The following is a 23,469-nucleotide window of genomic DNA, read 5'->3' as shown; positions in this document are numbered from 1 at the left end:
TTGTCGCGGTCGGTGCCGTAAGTGGTCACCGGGAACCAATGCTTGTCGCCAGCCCGCGTGTCGTCAGTGTTCTCATGGTCGGGATCGTAGTACCACTGGCGCAGGTACATCGTCGCGGGCACACGGCCTTCCTCGACGGCCTCCAGCGTCAGCGACTCCTCGGGCGCGTCGGGGTTGGGGTAGGTGCCCGGGGTGCGGCTGTACCAGCCGTCCTTGTAGGCGTTGTCCTTCCACACGTAACCGCCGATGGCGCGATACGCCGGCTCGATCTCGCCCACATCGCCGCCCTGCTGGCGCGCAGCGGGGCTCGTCAGCTGGTAGCTCGTCGCGTCTGCCGTGTCCATGGCATGGCCGGCCGGCAGAGCAACCGAAACCTCGGCAATGGCCGGGGCGGCGTCGACGGCAACCGCATTCGCCAAGATGACCTGACCGTTGTTGGCGCGCACACCGGAGACCGCCGGAGCGTCACCTTCAGCAGTCTTCACCCAACGCGGCTGAATCGGGTAGCTGTGGTAGAACGCCCGGATGTCGCTATCGGCGATATCCAGCTCGTCGGCATTGCCGGCCACGCCCGCAGGCGTGCTCGCCGCATCAGCATCGGAATCGCGGGCCGTGCTCTCGCCCTGATATTTGCCCGTGAGGTGCCAGGGATCCTGGACGCCCTTCACGTAGCCGGTCTTCAGGTAGTTGCGGGTCGCCGCCAGCTCGACGCGGTAGGCGGCGAGGAAGTACTCGTCGATACCCGTGACGCGGTTGCTCCGCACCACCATGGTCGGCAGGTTGTCGAAGAGGTAGCGGCCGGTGCCGTTGGTCTTCACGGCCACGACAGCGGCCTTGTTGCGGCCGTCGGCGCGATTCTCGCCACCCGTGACGACGGGCACGCGCGTCGCGGACCCGGCCGCCGCCAGGGGCGCCGCGAGGGAAAGACCGCCGAGGGGCGCCGCAGCCGGGGCCGTCACGGTTGTGGCCCAATCGCTGCCGAAGCCGGCGTTCTGCACCCAGGCGCCCACCGCGTTCGCGGGAGCGCTGGCGCCCGTGGCGGCAACCGTCTTGGTACCGTTGTCGAGCACCCATTCCACCACGCCGGCCTCATCGCCGGTATCGATCTGGTCGAAGGCGGGGGCATCGGCCGGCACGTAGTACCACTGGGTGGCCAGCACCGTCTCGCCGGCAAGGCCGGGCTCGTCGGCATCGCGCACGCCGTCGGAGGCCTTGTTATCGACACGTCCCGCGCTATCGCGCTCGGTGTCGTCCCAAACGATACCTTCGATCTCGGAGGTGGGCGCACGGTAAAGACCCGTGTTCACATGGGCGCGCGCCGGGGTGCGGCCGGCCACGTCGTAGGAAACGCCGCCGACGTTGCCCGCGTTCTGATAGAAGCTGTCGTTGTCCTTCAAGGCCGTGACGATGAAGCCGGTGTCCTCGGCGAAGGAGCCGTCGGCCTGCTCGCCGTCGGCGACAAACTGCGGATAGGCCGTCACAACGAGCTGGTCGTAACCGAACGCGTCGGTCACCGAGCGCAGCACGTCGCGTTTGGCGTCGGAGTCGACCGTCGTGCCCACCGACGCGGCGGGGTCGCCCGTCGTCGCGTGGTACACCGCGAGCACCTTGCCGTCGGCCACCTCGGGCAGCGTCACCCGGTAGCCCGCCAAGGCAAGCACGTCGTCGGTGGCGTTGCCGTCGCCGGAGAGCGTCGGCGCGCCGCCGCCGTCGAACTGCACGAAGGACAGCAGGTCGCCGAAGCGGTAGGTGCCATCGGCGCCCGTCGTCATCGTCTGGTAGCCGACATAACCCACGAAGCGGTGCTCGATGGTCGTCGTGGGCTCGGCGCCGTCAACGCCGGGCACCTCGACCGTCACGTCCTCGTAAACGGGCTCGCCGAAGCTCTTGTTGCGGATCCAGGCGCCGACGACCTTGCCGTCTTTCTCCACCAGCTCCATGTCGTGAATGCCGGTGTTCTCGTACTCATAGGAGGCGCGCAGCTGCTCGCCCTTGTTGTTCGTCACCTCGGCCGAGACGAAGTACTGCTTGCCGTCCTTCGTCACGACAGCGCCCTTTTCGCTGGCGTCCGTCTTGCCATCCAGGTAGAACCACTGGGTCAGGCGCACTTCCTGGTTCGCCTCGGGAGCATCGGTGTCGTCCAGCTGGCCGTCGAAGTTGTCGTCGTTGAACACGGTGCCGGAGATCTCGGTGGTGCCGAAGTAGCCGAAGCCACCCGACAGCTCGGTCTCGTCGCGCGCCGTGGCCATGTCGAAGGCCACCGTCGTCGTGGCGCCCTCGCCGGTAGCGCGCGTCTGCACTACCTTATAGTTGTCGTCTTGGGTGTAGGCCGTGGTGTTGCCCGCCAGCACGATCATGCCGTCCAGCGTGGAGTTGGACGTGTTGCGCACGGTACCGCCGGCCACCAGGGAGGCAGCAGCCTCGTCAGCGGCACCGGAAGCGGCGTTGAAGGTGCCGTCCATGACAGCCTGGCCGGTGAGGTTGTGCCAAAGCAGCGGGTAGTTGGTCGTGGCATAGGCATTCACTTCGCTGGCCGCGGCAATCTTGCCCGCCGCCGCATCCTTGCCGGTCACCACGCCGGAGGCGTCGGTCTTGCCCTCGATGTAGGCCACTTCCGTACTCGCCAGCTCGTGGCCGATGGTGCGGGCCACCGAGTTGTCATCGGCGGCGGCCGGATTCTTCTCGGCCATGGTGACCGGGAAGTTCAGGGCATCGTCGGCCGTGCCGCCGGCAACCTCGACGGTGTAGCCGGCCAGGTACTCGGTGCCTTCCACGGCGATGTAGATGGGCAGGTTCGCGAATTCGTAGTAGCCGTCGCGGTTGGTGGCGGCGTTGTGGGCGGAAGTGGTGGTCACCACCACCGGCTGCGTCGCCGGAGCCGTGGGCGCCACGGAGAACACCGAGGCCACGAGCGCCTGGAGCAGCTCCGCAACCTCGGCCGTCTCTTCCTCGCCCGCCTCGTCGCCGGCATCGGCGACCGGCGTGTTGTCGGCCAGCACCCAAACGCCGCCATCGACGGTGCGGGTAGTCTCGCCTTCGATGCTGTGCGCACCGGGCACGAAGTACCAGGTCTTCAGCGTGACGGTCTTGCCGTTGATGCCACGTTCGGTATAGGTGGTGCCGTCCACCGTGAAGGAGGCGTCGTTGGCGTCGAAGACGCCGTTGTAGTTCGCATCGTGGAACAGGTAGCCGGAGATCTTCGAGCGCGGGATTTCCATGAGACCCGCGTCGTTGTTCGCGCGGCTCGCGCCCTTGGCCAAGTCGTAGGTAAGCGTCGTCGGCCACTGGTCGACCTCCACCTCGCCGTCCTCGGCCGGCTTGTTCTTGCCGTAGCGGGCGAGCTTGCCGGCCTGGGTCTGAGCGGCACCGGCGCTGTCGACATAGGTGAAGTCGAAGGTGGGCACCACGCGGGTGGGCACGCGGTTGTAGCGGTCGTTCTCGTCTTGGTTGGTGTTGTTGGAGTTCTTCGCGGTAACGAGGTTCGAGGGCTGGGAAGCCACAGAGACCTTCGTGCCCGCTTCGGCGTTGTCCACGGTGTTCAGATCGCTGGCCACATAGCCGCCGTCAGTCTCGCTGGCCGGCTCGTCCGCCACGTTCAGCAGCACGGCGAACTCGGCCGGCTTGCCGTGGTCGTCGACGGCCATCAGCTCGCCGGTGAGGTACACCAGGTCGGAGTCGTTGGCATAGGTCGCCGCCCTGTCGGCCACCTGGTAGTTGGCGGCCAAGAGGTTGCGGCTGCGGAACCTCTCGTCGGTCAGGCGCACGCGGTAGCCATAGATGACGTGGATGGTCTTCTCTGTGGCAGCATCGCCCTCGCCCACCGTGACGGTGCGGTAGTCGGAGCTCTTCAAGTTCTTGAACTCGTAGATGCCCTCGGCGTTGGTCGTCGTGTTGGCGTAGGCGGCATCGCTGCACACCCACGGGCCCGCCTCATCGCTCCAGCGGCCGACACCGGGCTTCATCTTCGAAGAGGTCGCCTGCACGTCGTCGGTGTAGTCGTCCGGATAGGCGTCGGCCCACTGATCGTCCCACGTCCATGCCGCATCCGGGTCGTCCACATCGAGGTAGTAGCGCTCCAGGGACACCTTCAGGCCCTGGGCGGAGGCGGACAGGTTCGCGCCGGTCTCCGCCGCATCCTGGATGCCGTTGTTGTTGTCGTCGACCCACACCTGGCCGCTGATGGACTCATAGGGCGGCCGCACCTGGCCCACATCTCCGCCGCGGAAGCCGATGGCGTTGCCCTCGGCATCGGTGTAGCCGCTCATCCAGTCGTAGATGGCCTTCTCCGAGGACATGTTCTCGGAATCGTCCACTTCCTCCTGGGTGTTCTTGTTCGTGATCTCGTCAACCCGCAGCGACGGGATGATCTGGCCGCTGAGCTGGCGCGTGCTATGAGTCGTGAGATCCTGCTGGGCCACGATATGGCCGCCGGCCGGGCCTAAGGGCCCTTCCAGGCTCGCCACGTCGGAGTCGAGGTTCTCGGCATTGGCCGACACGGTGGCACGGTGGCGCGTGAGCAGCCAGACATCATCGGCAGAATCCTCGACGCCGTTCGCGTTGTCCTTGGTCTTCTTGTCAACGGCCTCAGTCACGTTCATGGCTGGAATCTCGACGCGGTAGGCCGCGAGGTAGAACTCGTCGTGGTCGCCGTTCTGCACGATGGCCACCGTAGGCAGCTTGTCGAACACGTAGGTGCCGGCATCCCGCAGCACGTTGTCGTCGCCGCGCTTGCCCGCGGCGGTATCCACGGCCACGACGCCATTGCCGTTGTAGCGGGAACCGGTCATGTAGGGACGGCGAACCACGTTGCCCTCGGCGTCCTTCTTGGGGTTGCCGTCGGCGTCGAGCGGCGTGTCGGCCGTGTAGCGCTCCTCGCCGAACAGCAGGTTGCGCACCCACAGGCCATCGGCGAACGAAGCCGCCTCGCCCTCGCCCGTGGCGGCCACGTTGGCGAGCAGCGCCCACAGCTCGTCGAGGTGGGCGAGCATGGCGGTCGCATCGGGATAGGTGGCGCGCTCGGCGTCCGTGAGCATGGCGGACACCAGATCGCTGTGGTAGGTGACGAACTTCTCCCAACCGCTCTTCTTCACGTAGAGCCACTGGGTGATGCGCATCTCCTGGCCGGGGATGCCGGGCTCGTGGGCCTCGTCGAGCACCGTCTGGCCGGCGTCGTTGGTCGTCGTCGCCTGAAGGCCGTCGTAGTTGGCCGAGTCATCCCACACGCGACCGGCGATGGAGCTCTTCAAGATTTCCACCAGGCCCGCGTCGCCGCCGCGCACGGCACCGTTCACGGTGATCGTGCGGGTCTCGGTCTGGTTGGTCTCGGGGTTGGTCACATCCACCATGCGGGTCACCGTGGCGTCGGTCACCCGGGGCACGTCGTAGAACTTGCCGTTGTAGAAGACGACAGAGCCGTTGTCGCGGCCGGTCACGTCACCGGTCTGGTACTGACCGCCCGTCGCCTGGGCGCGCTTCTCGTCGCCGAGCTCGGCAGAGACGATGGCATAGCCGTCGCGGCGCACGTCGGTGCCGTCGAAGGCCTTCTCGGCTGCCACAGCACCGTGCTCGCCGGGCACCTCTTCCAGCAGGTTCACGATATTGCCGGCACCGCGCACCGCGTCGGAGTCGGTGGCGATGGTGTCCGGATTGGCGTCCGTGGCCGCCTCGGTCTTCGCCTCCATGGCGCGGCTCGGCGACGTGACGGCGAAGTCCGGCTCCACCTCGTCCATGGTGACGCGGTAGCCCGTCATGAAGATGCGGTCGCTGGATACCTGGGCCGCCTCGGTGGCACTGGTGGCGGCGTGGGTAAGGCCGGGTACGTAGGGCTGCACGTCGGTGAGCACCGGCGTCGGCACGGCCGCAGCACCACCGTCGGCGCCATCCGCGCCGTCGACCTCAGCGTCGTCGGCCACGCCGGCGCCATCGCGGACGATGGTATCCACGCTCACGTAGGGCGCCAGCTCTTCGAAGGTATAAACGCCGGTCTCGTCGGTCACGGCGCCCGTCGTCTCGGGCGTTGTCTCCGTGGCGGCGGCATCGGTGTACTTGAACGAGCGGCTCTTCACCCACACGCCGGTCTCGGCCGTGTGCTTGCCATCGGCGTCGGTACCGGCGGTCGCGCGGTCGATCTCGCGCTCGTCCACAGCCGGGGTCGACGGATTGTCCGCCGTCGCATAACCGGCGGCGATGAGCTCTCCAACGAGCGGGTTCTCCTTGTAGCCTTCACCATCCTTCACATCGGGAACGAAGAACCACTGGTGAATCTGCATGCGGATGCCGGCCACAGGCACGTCCGGATTCTGGCCGTCGCGCTCGTCGCGGTTGTAGAAGCCGTCCACGTTCTTATCTTGGAAGACGAAGCCGGTCACGTGGCCCAACTCGAAGGCGCCGAAGCCACCGTCGAGGTTCTCCTCGTTGCGGCCGAGGTTCCAATCGAAGGTCACGTTCGCATTCGGCGTCGCCGCGTTGGCCGACGTCGTGGCCGCCACGGTGTACTGGGCCGGGCTGGGGGCATCGCCGGTCTCGGCCACGCCGGCGAGCACGATGCGTCCGTCCAGGGTGTGCTTGGTGAACGGCACCGCGGCACCCTCGGCGGCAACGCCATAGGACGCCTGCTCGGTGGCCTCGTCCCACACCAGCGCGTAGTTGCCGTTGGCCGTTGCGCCATCGGCCTTGGTGGTGGCCGAAGCGGTCACCGAAAGGGCCTCGGAATTCAGCACATCGTCGTTGCGGGTATCGGCCGTCGGGCGCTTCTGCTTGAGCGTGGCCGGTAGGCCGGTCACGGCCTGAGAGGCCTGATCGGCGGTGACCGAGTCAGCGTTCTTCACATTGCCGAGCACTTCCACCGTGTAGCCGGCCAGGTACTCGTGAGCGATGGCCCAGTTGCCATCGGCGTCCTTAACACGATCGGCGACGTAACGGGTGGGCAGCGCATCGAACAGGTAACGGCCGACCTTCTCGGCATCGACGCTCTCCGTGGTCGTGCCGTCCTCGTTCTCGGTGATGACAACGCCGTCGTCGGTGAGCACCCAGACGCCGCCCTCGTGCGCGTCGTAGGTAGCGTTCGGGATGATCGTGGTCAGGCCGTCGGCGTAGACGGCGTCGTTGGCGCGCGTGGCGTCAACATCCACAACGCCCGTGGTGTCACCGGTGGCCTCGTCGGTCTCGTACGCGACCGACTCGGCGGCCACGGTATAGCCGTCGTTGCCGAAGTTCGTGTTCTGGATCCACTGATAGGTGGTGCCGGTGGCGTCGTAGTTGCCGTTGTTGTCGACAGGCGCCCAGTACCACTGCTTAAGGATGACGCGCTTGCCGGCAAGGCCGGGCTCGCCCTCATCGCGCAGGCCGTTGTAGTCGGTTGTCGCCGTGGCGTTGAACGCGTCGTCGGCGTCGCGCCACAGAAGGCCGGCGATGGACTGGGTAAGCGGCATGCGCAGGCCGCCGTCGTTGTGCAGACGGCTCGTGCCCCAGGCCATGTCGTAGCGGCGCGTGGCGCTCGTCACGTCGGAAGCCGTCGCGGCCTCATCCTCGCCGTTGTTCGGGTTTTTGGAGTTGGCGGCCCAGCGACGGTTGGAAACCGGCGACTTCTCGTCGGCCCGTTGCAGCAGCACGTCGTACTCGTCGGCGCCCATGAGGTAGCCGTTCTCGTAAACGAGATCGGAATCGTTGGCGTAGCCATCGAGGCCGGCCACCGTGAGCTTGGCGGTGCCAAAGTAGCGATCCCACCAGCGCTGGTCGGTGACGCGCACCTTGTAGGCGTAGATGACCTGAACCTCTTCGGTCACCTCATGGGCATCGTCGCCCTCACCCACCGTGTGAGTGAGGTTCACCCATTCCTGCGTCTTCAGATTCGGGAAAGTGAAGGTGCCGTTCTCGTCGGTGACTACCACGCGCTTGACCGCATCGGTGTTGGCATCGCTCATATCGGTGGCCTCACCGTCGATGACAGACACGGGATCCTTGTCGTAGGCGGCCCACTGATCGGTGGTGGCCCATGCGGACTTGCCCGCAAGACCATCGGTGGCCTTATCGTCGCGCTTCCACGTGTAGTCGCCGTTCTCGTCGGTGCCCACGATGGCGTAGTAGCGCTCGAGGGTGACCTGCATGCCGGCGGCCATGGTGTCGTCGCCCGCGCCGGGCTCGCCGTCGCGTCCAGCGGCATCCTCGGTCAGGAGACCATCGTTGTCGTCATCGAACCACAAACGCCCGGTGATCGTCTGGACCGGAGCCTGCACCTCGCCCATATCTCCGCCACGCACGGCGACCGTGCCCGCGGGGTCGGCCACAACCGAACCGTCGGCGCGCACATCGGCGACACGCGTCCAGTCGTAGGCCACCTGGCTTTCGGTATCGAAGCTGTCGGCGCCCTCGAGCACCACGACCGGCTTAGTCGCCGACGTGATGCCGACGCTCGCCAGGGCGCTCGTCGGACGAGTGCCCGCCAGAATGACCTGACCATCGTTGGTGCGCGTCTTCTGGCCGTTCTCCTCGTAGCTACCCGTCAGCTTGATGCCGCCGGCCACGCCCGCATCCGTCACATCGAGCGCATCGGAATCAAGCGTGCGGTTGAGGGCAGCGCCCGTCGCATCTTTCTCGGTATGGTAGCGTGTGAGCAGCCACTGGTTGTCGGTACCGTCGTTGTTGACGGTGTGCTCGACATCGGCCACCTCGATGCGGTAGGCAGCCAGGTAGTACTCGTCGTTCTCGCTCACGTAGGCCGTGGGCAGGTTGGCGAAGTGGTACAGGCCGAGCTGGTCGTCAAGCTCCTGCTCGGAGGTGGAGCCGTCCTCGTTGTTCACCGTTATCTTGCGCACATCGCCGGTGGTGGTGGCGAGGACGCCTTCCACCAGGTTGCCCTCGGCGATGACCGTGCCGTCGGCGTTGGTGCCGAGCTCATATAGGTTGCCCTTGGCGTCGACGCGCTTGCCGGCGCTGGCGTACACGTACTTAAGCGGCGTCATGTCGTTGCCGTTGTAGACGATGGGCAGAAGCGGCGCGTCCGCATCGCCCACCGTCGTGCCCTGGCCGTAGGTAGTGCCGCTGAAGATGTAGGCGCCGTCGCGGTTGGAGGTGTAGCGATCCAGACCGAACTGCGTGTTCTGGAACCAGTGGCTGCCGCCATCGTCCGGATTGGTGCGGGTCGCGTCGTAGTACCACTGGGTAACGAAGACGACCTCGTTGGCCAGACCGGGCTCGCCCTCGTCCTGGATGCCGTTGTAGCTATCGGCGGAATCGGAGCCCTTGAAGCTGTCGTTCCACAGCTTGCCGGTGATGGCCGCCCGCGGCACGGACACGAGGCCCGCGTCGCCGCCGCGCTGGGCGCCCATCGGGTCGGGCACGTCGTAGGCGACGGTGCCGGTGGCCTCGGCGCCGTAGTTGCGCTTGTACTGATGGCCGTCGGCCGTATCGGCGTGATCGCTCACCAGCACGTAGCCGTCGGTGCGCCACGCGCTCTGAACACCGTCGAAGAACTCCTCGCGAAGCTCGATGGTGTTCCCGCCCTCGCCCGTGCGGATGGCATCGGAGTCGCTATCCTCGCGACCCTGGGTCTCGGTCGCGCCGGTGCCGGGACGGGTGGCCGACGTGCTTTCGGTATCGCGGTTGGTGACCACCCCGTTGTCATCGACGGTGAACTCGTCGGTTTCCACATTGATGCCCACATGGGCCTTCGTGAGGCTGAAGCTCGGCGCCACCTCGGACAGCGCGAGGCGATAGCTCGTCATATACAGTTTGTCGCCCGTGACCGCCAGATCGTTCTCGTCGGTGCTGTTGGCCGGACGGGTGCCGGGCTGGTACACCTTGTCACCCTCCACGTACACGAAGCTCGGCAGGTGGGCGAAGGAGTACTCGCCAGCTGCCAGGCCACCGGTGCCGTCGTCGGTCACCGTGGTGGCGCTGCCCGAACCGTTGAAGTCGGTCACGCGCTGCCAGGTGCCCTCGTCATCGAGGTACCACTGGGTGATCGTCAGCGACTTGCCCGCGAGGCCCTGCTCGCCGGCGTTCTTGATGCCGTCGAAGTTGGCGTCCTCCCACAGGGTGCCGGAGACGGTGGTGTAGCCGAACGGGCCGAAGCCGGCGTTCAGACGGCGGTCGGTAAGACCCTCGGACAAATCGAAGCGCACCGTTACGGCGGCATCGCCGGTTCCGCGGGTCTCCTCGCGCAGGTAGGCGCCGTTGGTGGCGCCGAAGGCCGTCTGGGCATCGCCCGCGGAAGCAGGCTCGTTCACGTCGGCCTTAGCGGCCAGGATGATCTTGCCGTCCAGCGTGGCCTTGGTGTAGGTGGCGTCGCCCGCGGGTACCGTGGCACCGGCGGCGTCGATGGCCACCTGGCAGGTATCCTCGTTCCAGCGCACCGGGTAGTTGCCCGCGCCGTAGGTGCCATCGGCGTTCTGCTTGGCGCTGAAGACGTTGGAGTTCGCCGGATCGGTGGCCACGTCATAGGAGAAGGCCTCCTTGGCAAAGCCGTCCTGCACGTTCAGGGTCGCCACCTGCTTGCGCGTGGCCGGCAGGCCGTGCATGGACGTGGCATCCTTCGCGTTGCCCTCGATCTCGATGGTGTAGCCGGCCAAGTATTCCGTGGCGGCCTCGCCCGCGTTCTCGCTCAGCTTCACGTAGCGGCTCGGCAGGTTGTTGAACAGGTAGCGGCCCGCCTCAACCGTCAAGGTCTTGGTAGCGTCATCCGGGTCGGTCACCTTCTGGGTGCCGTCGGAGGTGCGCACCCACACGCCGCCCGCCGTGGCGTCGTAGGTGGTGTTCTCCATGCGGAACTGGCGGCTGCTGTGGGAGACGGCCACGGTGGCACCTTTGGCGGCCAGCGTGCAGTAGTCGTTGCCGAAGTCGGTGTTCTGGACCCAATGACCCTCGGTGGCGGCCACATAGCCCTCGCCGCCCTCGGTGCCCACCGCCGGCGTGGCCGGCACATAGTACCACTGCTTCAGGATGACGCGCTTGCCCGTGAACACCGGCTCGGCGGCGGCCGTCTCGTTGACGTCCGTCGTCTCCGGATCGTCCGCCACGGCCTCGTCGTACAAGCCGTTGTAGTTGGCGTCGTTGAACACCAGGCCCGAGAGCTCGCTTACGGCCGGCTCGCGCATGCCGGCGTCGTTGCCGGAGCGGTTGGCGCCCAGACCCAGATCGTAGGTGAGCAGCGCCGCCGTATCGCCAAGCTTGGTGGCCGTGCTGATCTTGTAGCCGCGATGGGCATCGGCAGCATCGCCCTCGTAGTTGGCCGCCTTGTCGTACAGCGGGCCGGCGATGGCGCGGCCGAAGCGGTCGGTCACCGCCACAGGCGCCTGGGCGGCTGTCCACAGGACGGACTCGTCCGTGGACGTCGTCGCCTTCGCAGCGTCCTCGGCGTAGCGGTCGACGCTGTTCTGGCCGGCGTTGCGCGAGGCCGGGGCCACCAAGTGGTTGCCTGCCGGCGACTCCTCGGTGACCACGTTCAGCAGCACCGCGTACTCGCCGGGCGCCATCAGGTAGCCGTCCTCGTAGATGAGGTCGGAATCCACCGTAGCGTTCATGCCCTGCTGGTAGCGCGTCACGCCCAGGCTGCGATCCCGGAACGAGCGATCGATGACGCGAGCGCGATAGCCGTAGAGCACCAGCGTATCCGCCGTCGCCTCATCGACCTCGGTAGTCGTCGGGTCGTCGGCGGTGCCGGCCACGAAGCGGTGGCTCGGCAGGTTGCCGAAGGCGAAGGAGCCGCCGGCCTCCGTGGTCGTCACACGAGAGGTGCCGTCGCCCGTGCCGGTGAGCCCGGCCGTCGGGTTGGCGTCGTAGTCATCCCAGGCGTTCTGGTCGGCCCAGGTGAGGTCGCGCTTCCAGGTGCCGGAGGTGGCCCAGACGCCGTCGTTGTCGCGCGTGGCCACAAGTGCATAGCGCTCGAGCGCGATGGAGATGTCCTTCAGCGCCGAGGCGGTCGAGTTCTCGTCGCGGACACCGTTATTGTCCTCGTCGGCCCAAACCACACCGGAAATCGTCTGGAGCGGCGCGCGCACCTCGCCCACGTCACCGGCCTCGACGGGCACCACGTTGCCCTCCTCGTCGGTTTCGGGATCGAGAATCCAGTCGTAGGTCTGCTCGCCAGTACCCATGCCCGCGCCGTCGGGCAGGGTCACGAACGCGTTGCGGTCGGTATAGGTATAGGTGTCGCCCGTCACGTTGCCGCGATCGGCCGCCACCTGGGCCAGGATGATCTGGCCATCGTTGGCGCGAGTCGTGCGCACCGTGTCCGCGTCGTCGAGCGCCGCGCCATCGGAGGCGACGCCCGTGGTGGCCGCCGCATCGACCTTGGCCGCGCCGGATGCGCCTTCCACGCGACCGGCGATGACCATGCCGCCGGCCACGCCGCGCAGAAGCTCGCTGGCCACGTCGGAGTCGTTCACCACCGACTCGGAGCCGTTGATCTCGGCGATCTCGGCGGTGAGCTGGGCCGCGCCCTCCTCGGCACTCTCGTTGTGGTGGTAGCGAGTGAGCATCCACTGGTTGGTGGTGCCGTCCACGGTGTTGCCGGCCACTTCGCGGTACAGATCGGCCAGCTCGGCGCGGTAGGCCGCCAGGAAGTACTTATCGTCGTCGGTCACGTAGACCGTGGGCAAGTTCTCCACGAGCCACTGGCCCTCGGCGTTGGTCGTGACGGCCAGGGCGCCGTCCACACCGTCGACGGCCGCAAGCGGCGTGACGGCGGTGGCATTGCCGTCGTAGATGATGGGCGCCACCGCCTCGTCGGCGCCGCGGCTGTACTTGTTGGAGGTATAGGTGTCGGCGCCGAAGGCAGTGTTGCGCACCCAGTAGCCCTCGGCGGGCGCCACCACGGCATCGGTGTTCCAAACCTCGGATACCACGCCGTCGATCTCGGTCTCGACCTTCTTGACGTTCGCGTCCACCGTGGCAGCCGCAGCCGGGTAGGTCTTCGCGAAATCGACCCAGGCAGCGGCGGGCACCCAGTACCACTGGGTGAGGTAGACGGTCTGGTCCGCCAGGCCGGCCTCGCCCTTGTCCTGAACGCCGTTGTAGCCGGTGGCGTAGTTGTAAGCGTAGGTATCGACGTAGCCCGCCTCGCCCGGCTGCTTGCCGGAGGCGTCGGCCACCTTCACCTTGATACCGGTGTCGTCCCACACCCGGCCCGTGAGGCTCGTGCGCGGGATCTTCACGAGGCCCACCTGGCCGCCGGACTGGGCGAACAGCGGGCGCGGCACGTCGTAGCGGACGCCGTTGTAGATGTCCTCGTACTGATAGCTGTAGTAGTCGGTGCTCACAGCCGCATCGCCCTCGCCAGAGGTCGCGGTGTTGTGGGCGGTGCCGCGAGCGGCCACGATCACGTAGCCGTCGGTGCGCCACAGGCTGCCGCCGGACACCGTGGCATCCTCGACCTTCTGAGCCCGATCGTCGTTGTCGTAGGCGTTCTGGGCGTTGTTCTCGTAAGCGTCGTTGGTCGATTCGGCCTCGAACGAGCTGTCGAAGAACTCCTCCACCACCTGGATGGTGCGGTCGTCCGGAGCGCCGGGGCGCAGCGCGTCGTTGTCGCCGCGCTCGCCGACGCCGCCCACGGTGATGGTGGCCAGGTCGCTGTCGCGGGTCTTGTCGCCCACGTTCACGCCCACATGGGTGGAGGTGAGGCCGTAGACGGGATTCACCTCATCCAGCGTGAGGCGATAGCCGGTCATGAACAGTTCATCGAGCACGACGGCGTTCGCCTCATTGGCACCGGTGATATCGGTGTCGTTGGGCTGCAGGATGCGGTAGCTCACGACGGGCTCCTCGCCCTCGGCGGCTTCCTTGGTCACCTTCTGCACGTAGACGAAGCTGGGCAGCTGATCGAAGCGGTAGACGCCCGTGGTCGGATCGGTCGTGGCAGCGGAACGGACGAAGGTGGATGCCGCGTCCTTCTCGCCAGCCTTTTTCACGGACACCCAGGCGCCCGCCTCGGTCTGAAGCGGCGCGTCACCCGGGGCCTGGCGGCGCAGGATGTTCTCGGTGTCGCGCACCTCGAAGTGCTCGTCATCGTTCTTGAAGGCGGCGATGAGCTCGGTATCGGTCACCCAGAACCACTGGGTGATGTGCAGCGTGCCGGAAGGCACGATGGTCTCGCCCGGGTTCAGGATGCCGTCGAAGTTCTGATCTTGCCAGATCTTGCCGGAAATGGTCGTGAAGCCGTACTCGCCGAAGCCCGCGTTCATGCGCGTCTCCGACCGGCCGCGCGACCAGTCGAACACGACGTTCTGAGCGCCGTCGACGTCGAGGGCGGCCGTGAACTTCGAACCAGCCGCAGCGGTATCCTCCGTGCCGCGGGTCTCGTTCACATAGTACTGGGGCTGCGTGCCCGTGGCGGCATCGCTGCCAGCGGCCACGCGGGTACCGGCAGCGGCGTTGCGCGTACCGGCTACTTCCTGCTTCTCAGCCACGGCGGCCAGAATGATCTTGCCGTCGAGCGTGGCCTTCGTCGTCGCGTCGCCAGCACCGTAGTTCTGCACCGTGAGTTCGTTCCAGCGCACCGGATAGTTGCCGTCGGTGTAATCGGCGAAGTTCTGCGCATCGGACCCAGAAGCGGCAAGCGCGCTTATGGCCTTGGAGTTGTCGCCGTCAGTGGCCAGGGTGCCCTGCTGGAGCAAGGTGGCCGGCAGACCGGGAATGGCCTCGCGGTTGTCGATATCAACCGCACCGCCCAGCACCTCGAGGGTGTAGCCGGCCAGGTACTCTTCGGCGGGCGCTCCCAAGGTGCTCGGCGTGGCCGGAATGCCCGGCACGCCCTCGATACCGGCCTCGGGGTCGGCCTCCACGCCCGGCACGGCCTCCGTGCCAGCGCGGCGAGCTTCCACGTAGCGGGCCGGCAGACGGTCGAACAGGTACTCGCCCGCCACCTTGATGGCGGTCGGATCGGTGTCGTCGTCGGCATCGGTGAGCAGGAAGAGGCCACCCGCCTCGGCGTCGTAGGTAGCGTTCGGGATGATCGTGGTCAGGCCGTCGGCGTAGGCAGCATCGTTGGCGCGCGTGGCGTCAACATCCACAGCGCCCGTGGTGTCGCCAGTGGCCTCGTCGGTCTCGTACGCGACCGATTCGCCGGCCACGGTGTAGCCGTCGTTGCCGAAGTTCGTGTTCTGGATCCACGCGCCATCCTTGAAGTACCACTGCTTCAGGATGACCTTCTTGCCGGCGTAACCGGGCTCGGGCTCGACCGTCTCGTCGACGTCCGCCGTCGCCGGATCGTCGGCCACGCCCCTATCGTAGAGGCCATCGTAGTCCACGTCGTGGAACACGCGACCGGCGATCTGCTGCTGAGCAGGCTCGCGCAGACCGGCGTCATTGCCGGCGCGATCGGCGCCGCGAGCCAAGTCGTAAGTGAGCACCGGATGATAGTCCACGAGAGCCGCATCGCCTTCGGCGCCTTCAACGACGCCCATGGCGGCAGCGTCGGCGTTCACCTCGGCCACGCCGTTGGTGGTGTAGATCGTCTCGATCTTCGTTTCGTTCAGGTTGTCGTAGCGGCTGTTGGCGCCGTAGCGATCCTGGGTGTTCTGGTTCTGGTTGTTCGGGTTCAGGGCACGGCGCAGGTTCCACGACGGACTGTCGCCAGCAACCACATTCAGCAGCACCGTGTACTCGTCGAAGGTGCCCGTCTCGTCGCCCTCGGCACCGGCGGCCATGAGGTAGCCGTCGCGGTGGATGAGGTCGGAATCGGCTCGGTAGTCCTCGGCCGTTGGCGTGTAGTGATCGCCCTGCAGGTACTTTGCGGTGCCCCAGTAACGGTTCCACCAGTCGGCGTCGGTCACGCGGACGCGGTAGCCGAACACCACGCGCTTCTTGGTGGCGCCCTCGGTGCCGTCGGCCACGACGTTGCCGTCCTCGTCGAAGGTAAGCCAGCCCTGGCTCTTCAGGTTGTCGAAGACGTAGGTGCCGTCCTCCGCCGAGACGGTGTTGTGGGTCGGCGCGGCGGGCTCGGCCGGCGAAACGTCCTCGTCGTTTTCGTCGCCCTCGTCGGACGCGTCATCCTCGGCAACGGCCGCAGGCTCGTCGGCCTCGTTGTTCTCGTCGTCCGCGGCTCCGCCATCGGCGACGCCCGCGGGCACCACCGCACCATAGGTGTCGTCGCCGGAAAGACCCTGGGTCGGATCCTCCGCATAAGCACCCGCCTCGGCACCGGTAGCCGTAACGACGCTCAGCTCATCGCGCGTGTTCCAATCATCGGACCACGTGGGATCGGCGTGCCAGCCGTCGGCTACCGCCGAGGCGTCTTCGGCGCCCTCGGGGTTGGCCAGGGTGAAGTAGCGCTCCAGCGTGAGCTGGATGCCCGCCACCGGACGATCGGCAGCCGTCGCGCCCTCGCCTGCGAACAGCGTGCCGTTCATGCCGTTGTTGTCGACATCGTTGAACACCACGCCCGTGATCTTCTGAGTGGGCGGCTGAATCTCGCCAGCATCGCCGCCGAAGACCTCGTGCACGAGCTCGCCGGTCTGCGGATCGCGCACGGCATTGCCCGCCTCGTCGGTCTTCGTCTTGTAGGTAAGCCAGTCGAAGGTGACGTAGCGATCGGTCGGCACGAGCACGCTCACCGGCACGCCGCCCTCGGTGTGCACGTAGTCGGCGGCCTCGGGATCGCCGGAGGCGGAGGTGCCCACCAAGTCGGTCACGGGAATCGTGACCTTGGAGGTCTGCAGGTCGTTGGCCGTAGCGTTGGCGTCGATATTGGAGTAGCGCACGCTCTCGGCCACGTCGGCCAAGATGATGTGGCCGGAATGAGCGCGAACACCGTTGTAGGAATCCGCGCCATTCAAGACGAGCACCGTATCTTGGGCCGTCACGGCAATGCCGTCGGTCACGGCCTTTTCGGAGGAATCGGCGTCGGAATCGACCACTTGGGACGCCAGCGGGTCATCGGCGTCGGTTGCCTCCAGCGGGCGATGCAGGCGCGTGAGCAACCAGGCCTCGTCGTCGGCCAAGGTGGTCTCGTCGGTGCTTGTGTAGTTCGTATCCCCCACTTCCACGCGATAGCTCGCCAGGTAATGGGAGCCGTCGGCGCCCGTGTAGGCGGCCGGCAGATTGTCGAAGGCGTAGACGCCGCAGGTGGACTCGTCGGGCACCACTTCCTCGGTGGTAATGCCGGTGGTCGGATCGGTCGTCTTTACCGTCTTCGTGCCGACATCGGCCGTATGCACGGCGATGACGCCCGGAGTGCCCTCGACGATCCAAGAGCCAGCGGTACGAGGCTGCGTGACCTGCTCGGTGATCGGATCGCCCGTCACCGGGTCGGTTACCGCCTCGCCTGTGTCGGGATCGGTGACGGGCACGTTCGCGATCTTGCCCGTCGACCGATCGGTGCCGAAGTTCATGTTGCGCACCCAGAAGCCGCTGCCGTCGGAGGCGGGCTCGAAGTCGGCTATCGTCTCAATCTCGTCGGTTGCGGCGCCCGCCTCATCGGTCACGTACGTCACCGGAACGCCGGCGGCGATAGCGCGATCCGCCAGATCCTTCTCGTCCTCCTCGGCCAGCGTACCGGCGGCCCACTTATCGGCCAGCGCCTTCAGGGCGTCGTCAGTCACGAACTTGAAGGCATCGTCGGCAACCTCGGGCTCATCACCAGCAGCAGGCTCGTCCGCATCGGACAGATCGGCCAAGGGCAGGTAGTACCACTGAGTGAGGCGCACTTCCTGGTTCGCCAGGCCCGGCTCGCCCTCGTCCTGGATGCCGTTGTAGCCCTTATTCGGCGCGGCAGCCCACGCGGCGTGCTCGACGACCCAGGCGTCATGGGCAGCGGTGAAGGTCACCACATCGTCGGCGCCGTCGGTCTGGTAGTCGGCCTGCACCGGCTCGACCGGCTCGGGCGTCGGATGGTAAGAGTCGTCCCACACGCGTCCGGTGATGGAGCTGCGAGGCACGCTCACCAGACCGATATCCCAGTTGTACAGACGGGCGGCATCGGCGAGGTTGTATACCACATCGCCCACCACGAGGCGATTCGCGCCGTAATCTTCCTCGGCCTCGTACTCGGCCAAGTCGACGGCGTAGGCCGAGTAAGCGCGCTGCCACGTGCTGTAGCGATCGTTCAAGTCGTTGTAGATGGCCAGCTTCTGCTCGTAATCGGCGCTAGTGCTGTCGTAGGTCGCCTTCAGCTCGTCATAGATGGCCTTGTAGCCCTTCTCACCCTCAAGGGTGCCAGTTCCGTAGTAGATGTCCTCGTAGGAGGTGTCGTTAGCCACTACGTACTTGCCGCCGCCGGGCTTGCCCCACTGCACGGCCAGGTTGGTAAGGTCCATGCCCTCCTGGTACCACGAAGGCTCGCTCGGATTGATCTGCATATTTGCGTCAAGGTCAACATACACGAATCCAAAGACGTCGGCATAGGTGCGGCAGAACGTCATGAAGTCGTCCGCCCACAACTCGTCGGCATCTTCTTCCTTACGATCGATGTACTCGGGAGTGTCACCCGGGTTCTCGGGATCGTACTGCGGGTTCTTCATCTTGTTGTACTTGAACTGGTCGCGCTTGAGCGTCTCCGGATCCGGCGGCAGCACCGGCTCGGCGGGCACGAGGCGCTTGGCCGCATCGCGGCTCTGGCGCGCGTCGGTCACCAACAGCTCGAGCCAGGTGCGCTCGCCAATGCCGAGGATAGTGGTATCGCACACTTCCAGCGTACCGGGGTAATTGGCGGGATCCGGCGCCTCGCCCGTTTCCTCAAGCACCTTCGCCACCCAGGCCGCCTTGTCGTCCTCGAACTTCTTCTCAAGCAGCTCGTTGAGGTGGACGCGCTCGTCCTCGCTGATCTCGACCTTCGGCTCGATAAGCGAGGTACGGATGATCTTGAAGCTCACGACGTTGGTGTCCATGGGCTCGTCGCCCACGAAGATCTGGGAGAAGTGAGCGACGGTCTTCTTCACCTGGTACTGGTAGGTCACCTTCACCGTCGCCTCTTCGCCGGGCAGCATGCGCCCAATGCGGAAGGAAACGGCGTCGTCGGCCGGACGACTCGCGCCGGCCCACGCGCCCTCGTCGAACGAGCCCGTACCGCGGTTGCCCTCGTAGATGGCCACGTTGCCGCCGTTCCACGTCGTCGTCGCGTCAACCACCTTCAAGGCATGGTCGCCCTCGTAGGCCACGGCGTCGGCATCGGGATAAGCGTCGGCGATGACCACGTCCTGCACCGCGTCAGTCTCGTTACGATAGGTGGTCGTGTAGGTCACCTGCACCACGTCGCCCTCGACGATGCGCTCGAAGGCATCGAGCTTGCTCAAGGGATCGCGCACAAGGCCGCCGGTCACCGTATCGGGAGCGTTGTATTCAACGGGGCTCACAAGAACGCCGGTCTGCTGCAACTGGCCGATGGTGGCCACCACGATGAAGCCGTCGGCGAACGAGCCACTCTCGGGCTGGCTTCCGGGCTCATTCAGATAATAGGTCAGCGTCGTGGCGTTGGCCGTATTGCTCGTAGCGTCAGTCTGCACATCGAGCTTGTTGCCGAGTTCGTCTTCCCGGCCGAACTTGTAGCCGACCTGGCCCATGATGGGTGTGGACACCGGCTTGGCCGACAGGTCGGAGTCGGAGTCGATGGACATGGCCGGCACCGTGATGGTCTCGCCGTTCTCATCGGTGATCTCGATTTCCTTCAGCTGGTCGCGCAGGGTGACCGCGTAGTCGCCATCGAGCTTCGCGAGGTCTTCCTGGTCAACACGCAGACGGTACCCGGCCAGGTACTTCTTCTTCGCGTCGTCATCCTCGGCGTCGCTGTAGGGATCGACCACGTAGGTCTTCACATCGCGGAACAGATAGGTGCCCGCCGAGGCCGCGTCGCCGGTGTAGGCCACACGCAACGGCTCGCCAGAGGGATACAGCTGCCAGACATAGGAGTCCGTATCATTCGGGTCGCCTCCCTGAACGGGACCGTAGTACCACTGCTCGAGCTTCACGGCCACGCCGCCGTCGACCGAGCGCTGGCCGACGCCAACCTCGTGCTCCTCGCGCACGCCGTTGTAGTTCTCGTCGTTGAACACGGTATCGCCGATGTAGCCCTTGGTGCCGTCAACGTAGCCAAGCGCCAGCGAGCTTTGACGCGCGAAGCCCTTCCACAGATTGTCGGGGTCCTCGTAACGCACCACACCGTTCTCGTCGACGGGCAGCTCCGCATCGAAGGGGAAGGTGCGCGACGAGCCGGAGACGTAGCGCAGGTCGTTATCGTTCGCGTACTTCAGCGGATCCTCGCTCCAGGTGAGCAGCGTCGGCTTGATGAGGCGGTTGGAATTGGTGTCGGTGCACTTGATGATATAAGTGCGCCCAGGCTTCAGGCGGAAGCGGAAGAAGCCGGCATCGAGGGTCGCATCGGTGCCGGTGACATAGGATGCCTGGTTGCCGTCGGCGTCGATGGCGATGGTGCTGGAAATGGTGCCGCGCTCGCGGTTGTACTCGTAGGCCGCCACGCGGATGCCGTCGAGGCGCTTCTCCTCCACCGGGTAGGCTCCAGCGATCTGCTCCTCGCTCGTTCCGGCGCCCGCGCTGTAGGAATCGAGCAGCGAGTTGATGATCTTGTTGTCCTCAGTGTAGCCGCGACGGGGCGAGCCCTCGACGCTAGCCAGCTCTTCGGCGCTCGGGCGCACGATAGAGCCACCCGAGGTGATCGTCTGATGGGAGGCATCCACCATGTAGTGCTCGTAGGTGGGATTGCCGTCGGCATCGAGCACCGGGTTGCCACTACCGTCGTAGAGCGGGCGCTTGACGGACATGTCACCCTCGTCGTTGACGTAGATGGGCTCGACCGACACGTCGTCCTGGTAGGTGACGCCCTCGAAGGTGACCGCCTGGGCGATGCCGAGCTTGTAGCCGGACATCTTGGTGTCGTAGGCCGCATGGACGGCATCCTCGGTGCCCGCCGAGATGGCCTCATCGTCATAGGCCACGGCGTCCACCTTGATCACGTCGGTGGTCATGGTCATCGTGGCCGGCGTGCCCGTGGCCGGGTCGGCCTCGGTACGGGCCACGGTCACCCGGCAGTCCTCGTTCACGCCCAGATCGGGCTCGGTGGGCGAGAAGTTGTAGTACTGCTCGGGGAACGTGAAGCGCAGACGGTAGTTGCCCGGCTTCAGGTTCGAGAACATGTAGTAGCCCGGGTTGCCGTAGGCGTCGGTCGTCGTCGTGTAGGACAGCGGCGCACCGGCGTCTGCCGTGTCGTAAACGCCCAGGTGATTCACAATCGGCACCAAGTTGCCGTTGGAGTCGTACTGGTCGTCGCAGATGGCCCAAATCCAGCGATTGCCGGAACGGGAGTTGTTGATGTAGATAGAGGCCTGGCCGTCGCGGTTCACCGGCACGCCGAACTCATTCAAGAGTTCCACCTTCACGCCATTGATGCCCGGATCGTCGTCGGAAACGCCGTCGTAGTCGAGGTCGTCGAAGTTCGCGCCGGCGTTGGTGTCGGTAATGTCAGTGGTGCCGTCGAAAGGCACATAGGTGGTCTCGGTTACCGGGCGGCCGAGGACGTCGGTCTTCACCGAGCCGTCGGCGTTCTTGACCGTCGTGGTGACGGCGCGCTCGCCGCGCAGCAGCTTGCGGCCGTTGGCGCTCTCCTGGTAGGAGGCGCACAGTTCGCGCTGCTCGCCCTCGGACAAGGTGCCGGTGGCGCCGAACATGGAAGGCGTGAGATCCTCGCGGCCTGAACGGGTGCGGGCCAACGCGCAGCGCTCGTCGGCGCTCATGCCGTCGAAGGCCTCGTCGGTGAGAAGGTCGTTCATCTCGCCGTCCCAGTTCTTGTCGAGCCACACGTAGTCGCCGATGTAGCCCCGATCGCGCGGTGCATCGATGAAGGCGCCGGCCTGAGCGGTTTCCCACAAGAACGGGTTCGCGTCGATACCACCGGACTCCATGCGAGTCAGGCAGGTGTTCCACTGGGTGACCGAGGCCAGAAGGTCGGAACGGGTGGCTGTGGCCCGCGCCTCGGCGCGCTGCTCCTCGGTCATGGCGTCGTAGTCCTTCTGGGTAGGCAGCTCGTACATATCGACCTTCGGGTCGCCGTTCTTGTTGCCCACGTACTTCGGCAAGTTGAGCGGCGCGGTCAGGGAGTACTCAAGGGACACGTAGCCCTTGCGCGGCGCGTAGATAGAATTGTCGCACATGACCCAAATGGCTCGCAGCGCCCGCAGTACATCACCTTCCATCTCAGGATGAGCATTCAGATAGGCTTTCATTTCGTTAAGCTCAATCAGCGCGTAGTCGCCCAATGAGATCGCTTCTTCACCGACTTTGTTGCCCTCTTCGTCAAAAACTTCACGGTAGCCAGCGCCAGAAATCAGGGCATTTAAGTAGGAGTGCTTCTCCTCATCGTACATATCGAAGAGCCATAGCAGTTCATCTTCCGGCACGACACTGATGACGCCGTCGTCGTCGCGCTTGAAGGGACCGACGTACACCGAAGCCTCGGTGTAGGTAACCGGCTGCCCGCCAGCGCCAGCAGTCGTCGTGGGCGTCGTGGCGAGCACCTTGCCCGTTCCTGCCAGCTCGCGATCGATGGCCGAGTACTGCTTGACCGTGATGGAATCCAGGTTCACGAGCGAGCCGGCCCACGTGGATTCGCGGCTCCAGCGCTCGCCAGCCTCGTTGAGCTGGCTTACCTGAGCGTCGCCGCGGTAGGGCAGCACGTCATAGAAAACGATGCCCTTGTTGTTGTACTGCAGCGCTTCGTCGCGGTTCGGATTGTTCAGCTTCACGGTATAGCTATAGGTGCCGCCCTCGGGCACGGCGACCGGACCGGCGCTGTCGCGCGTGGCATTGGTCTCCAGCGACGAGGCAGAGGTCTTCGTCTGATGGGTAGATTCGGTGGAATCCATCTTCAGAGCCGACAGCTGCATAACGATCATTTCCTGGGCGGTACGGCCGTCCAGGTTCGAATCGCGCGTGTCCTGCATCATGGCGCGGTTCGGGTCGTTGGGGTTCTTCTTCTCCGGCTGATGCCCGTAGAACTTCGTGGGCTGCCAGCCCCAGGTCTCGGCGATGAGCAGATCCTCGTCGATGGCGTCGGTCGCCTCGGCAGAGACGGGCATCATCATCTCGATGACGATGGACTGGCCCGGGCGCAGCACGCCGCGGTCGGCAGAGGAATCGGCATCGCCGGCGCGCGTGCCGCTGAAGTGCCAGGTGAGGAACTTGCGGCGAATGTCGGAGGTGGTGGAGGCGTACTTGTCCTGGATGAGCAAGTCGCCGCCCACCTCCGGATCATTCAGGCGCGGCACGGAGCTGTTGGCCTCGAAGTCGATGGTGTCGGTGAGCGGGAACTGGTTGTCCTCGGTCATCTCATCGCTCGTGTCGGAGAGGTAGTACGTCCAGATGGGTTTGGCGGAATCGAGACGCTCTGCCGGAATGACGAGGCCACCAATCTGAATGGGTGACGAGACATAATCCCAGCTGAAGTAGTCATACTCGTATCGTTCACCAGTGCTGGCAGACTCCTGAATGCCTTTTTGGAGCTCTTTGTAAGGCACATAGGTGAAGTTGCCA

Annotated in this window: 1 protein-coding gene (running past both ends of the window); it reads right to left on the bottom strand. The window is 65.7% G+C overall.

The whole window is internal to an InlB B-repeat-containing protein gene (locus AEQU_RS00465; protein ID WP_022738184.1) on the bottom strand: the coding sequence, 74,766 nt in all, runs 9,223 nt past the left edge and 42,074 nt past the right edge, and what appears here is coding positions 42,075-65,543 (codon 14,025, partial, through codon 21,848, partial); reading right to left, the first codon wholly in view occupies window positions 23,466-23,468. Both the start codon and the stop codon lie outside the window.

The organism is Adlercreutzia equolifaciens DSM 19450, assembly GCF_000478885.1.
Taxonomy (GTDB): domain Bacteria; phylum Actinomycetota; class Coriobacteriia; order Coriobacteriales; family Eggerthellaceae; genus Adlercreutzia; species Adlercreutzia equolifaciens.
Note: the sequence above shows the minus strand (reverse complement) of the source record. Positions and strands in the feature narration are given on the sequence as shown.